Below are 2,183 nucleotides of genomic sequence, written 5' to 3' on the forward strand. Positions count from 1 at the left end.
TCGAGGTCGGCGGCGCGGTGCTGTCCTCGCGCCTGATCGACGGCCAGTTCCCCAACTACCGCCAGCTGATCCCCGAAGGCTACGAGCACCAGTTGCGCATCAGCGGCGAGGAGCTCGGCGACGTCGTCAAGCGCATCAGCCTCATGGCGCAGAAGAACGCGCCGCTGCGGCTCAGCTTCAGCGAGGGCACGCTCACCATCTCGGCGCAGACGCCCGACGTGGGCGAGGCCAGCGAGCCGGTGCCGATCCCGTTCGCCGGCGAACCGTTCGACATCGGCTTCAACCCGGACTTCCTCATCGCCGGGCTGGAGAGCGCCGGCTCCGAGGACGTCGTGCTCAAGCTCATCAGCCCGCTGCGCCCGGGCCTGCTCGAGTCGGCCGACGGCAGCGGCTTCCTCTACCTGATCATGCCGATCCGCCTGAACGTCTGAGGTCGGTCTCGCGATGCGCGTCGAGCGCCTGCGGATGCGCGACTTCCGGACCTACGCCGCGGCGGACGTCGCGGTGGGCCCGGGCCTCACGGTCGTGCACGGCCCCAACGGCGCCGGCAAGACGAACCTCCTCGAGGCGCTCTACTTCGGCTGCACGTCCCGATCGTGCCGGACGACCAACGAGCGCGACGTCGTGCGCTTCGACGCCGAGGCCGCACGGGTCGAGGTCGACGTGTCAGACCGGGATGGTGCGCACGAGCTCAGCGTCGGGTTCCAGCCGGGCGAGCCGAAGCGGCTGCGGGTCGACGGGGCGCCGGTCGAGCGGCTGACCGACAGCCCGGCACGGCCGCTGGTCAGCGTCTTCCTCCCCGACCGGCTGGAGCTGGTCAAGGGCGCGCCGTCGCTGCGGCGCTCGCACCTCGACCAGCTCGTGACCGCGATGTGGCCGGCCCGTGTCGCCACGCGCGCGGCGTACTCGCGAGCGCTGGCGCAGCGCAACGCCCTGCTCTCGCGCATCCGCGCCGGCCGCGTGGGCCCGAACGCGCTGGACACGTGGGACGGCGAGCTCGCGCGCTGGGGCATCGCGCTGCGCGACGATCGCGCCGCGGCCGTCGCGCGCGTCGCCGAGGGCTTCCCGGTGCAGGCCGCCGACCTCGGCCTGGCCGGCGCCGCCGAGCTGCGGTACCGGCCGCGGACCCGCGCGACCGACGCGGCCGCGCTGACCGCCGAGCTCGAGGAGCGGCGCCAGTCCGATCTCGACCGCGGGTTCACCCAGCACGGACCGCACCGAGACGACCTAGAGCTGCTGCGCGACGGGCGCGAGTTGAAGTCCTTCGGCTCGCAGGGCGAGCAGCGCCTGGCCCTGCTCGCGCTGCTGCTGGCCGAGCGCGACGTCCTCACCGCCGAGCGCGGCGCCCCGCCCCTCCTGCTGCTCGACGACGTCATGAGCGAGCTCGACGCCGACCGGCGCGGCCTGCTCGTCGCACGCCTGCACGACGGTGGGCAGTCCGTCGTGACCACCACGGACCTCGGTCACGTCCCGGGCGCCGGCGCGCCCGGCGTCGTGCGCCTCGCGGTCGTCCCCGGTGCCGTGCTGCAGGACGCCGGCGCCGGCGGCGGGGCTCGGTCGGAGGCCGCATGAGCCGCCGGGCGCCGCGTCGGGTGTCGAGCGCGATCGGCGACCTCGCCGACCGGCTGGCGCCCAAGACCACGCTCGCCGACGTGCAGCGCGTGTGGGCCGACGCGGTCGGCGTCGTGGTCGCCAAGGAGGCAACGCCGACCACTGAGCGTGACGGCACGCTCACCGTGGCGTGCCGTTCGTCGGTGTGGGCGCAGGAGCTCGATCTGATGGGTCCGGAGCTCGTCGGGCGGATCAACGCGGCGCTCGGCTCGGAGCGCATCACGGCCCTGCGCTGCGTGGCTTCCCCACCGCGCTCGTGGGTTGCGCGTGAGACGTGACGATTTTGTGTCGTTTTGCAGGTGTTTCGGTGCGCTCTTGTAGGACGATCCGACCGTCCTCTGTGCTATCCTGTGGATAACTACTTTTGCGCCCCGGTCGGGCTCGACCGAGCCCGGGTACCGGGGCGTTCTGCGTCAGGAACGCAGTCGAACACATGGCGAACGAGAACGGCAAGCAGAAAGATGCGCGCCAGGGCTCGGCCGCCTACGGAGCCCAGGACATCACGGTCCTCGAGGGCCTCGAGGCAGTCCGGAAGCGCCCCGGCATGTACATCGGCTCGACGGGTATCCGCG

General features: G+C 72.7%; 3 protein-coding genes. All 3 read left to right on the plus strand.

Going from position 1 to position 2,183, the window contains the following annotated elements:
* Positions 1–431, plus strand: a 431-nt coding sequence (locus tag VK501_RS00005; protein WP_414641030.1) for a DNA polymerase III subunit beta, incomplete at its 5' end; no start/stop codon positions are given.
* A 13-nt stretch (positions 432–444) separates the two neighbouring features.
* The gene (gene recF / locus VK501_RS00010) at positions 445–1,572 is read left to right on the plus strand and encodes a DNA replication/repair protein RecF (protein ID WP_324333340.1); all 1,128 of its coding nucleotides are present in this window, start codon (positions 445–447) and stop codon (positions 1,570–1,572) included.
* On the plus strand, positions 1,569–1,889 hold the full coding sequence (locus VK501_RS00015) for a DUF721 domain-containing protein (RefSeq protein WP_324333341.1): 321 nt from the start codon (positions 1,569–1,571) through the stop codon (positions 1,887–1,889). The genes recF and VK501_RS00015 overlap by 4 nt, the downstream gene beginning before the upstream one ends.
* The last annotated feature ends 294 nt before the right edge of the window (positions 1,890–2,183 follow it).

Origin of the sequence: Baekduia sp., from assembly GCF_035318805.1 — a bacterium.
GTDB lineage: Bacteria > Actinomycetota > Thermoleophilia > Solirubrobacterales > Solirubrobacteraceae > Baekduia.

Excerpts from the sequence above, each read along its gene's own strand:
- recF (WP_324333340.1), top strand. The coding sequence starts at position 445 with ATGCGCGTCGAGCGCCTGCGGATGCGCGACTTCCGGACCTACGCCGCG.
- VK501_RS00015 (WP_324333341.1), top strand. The coding sequence starts at position 1,569 with ATGAGCCGCCGGGCGCCGCGTCGGGTGTCGAGCGCGATCGGCGACCTC.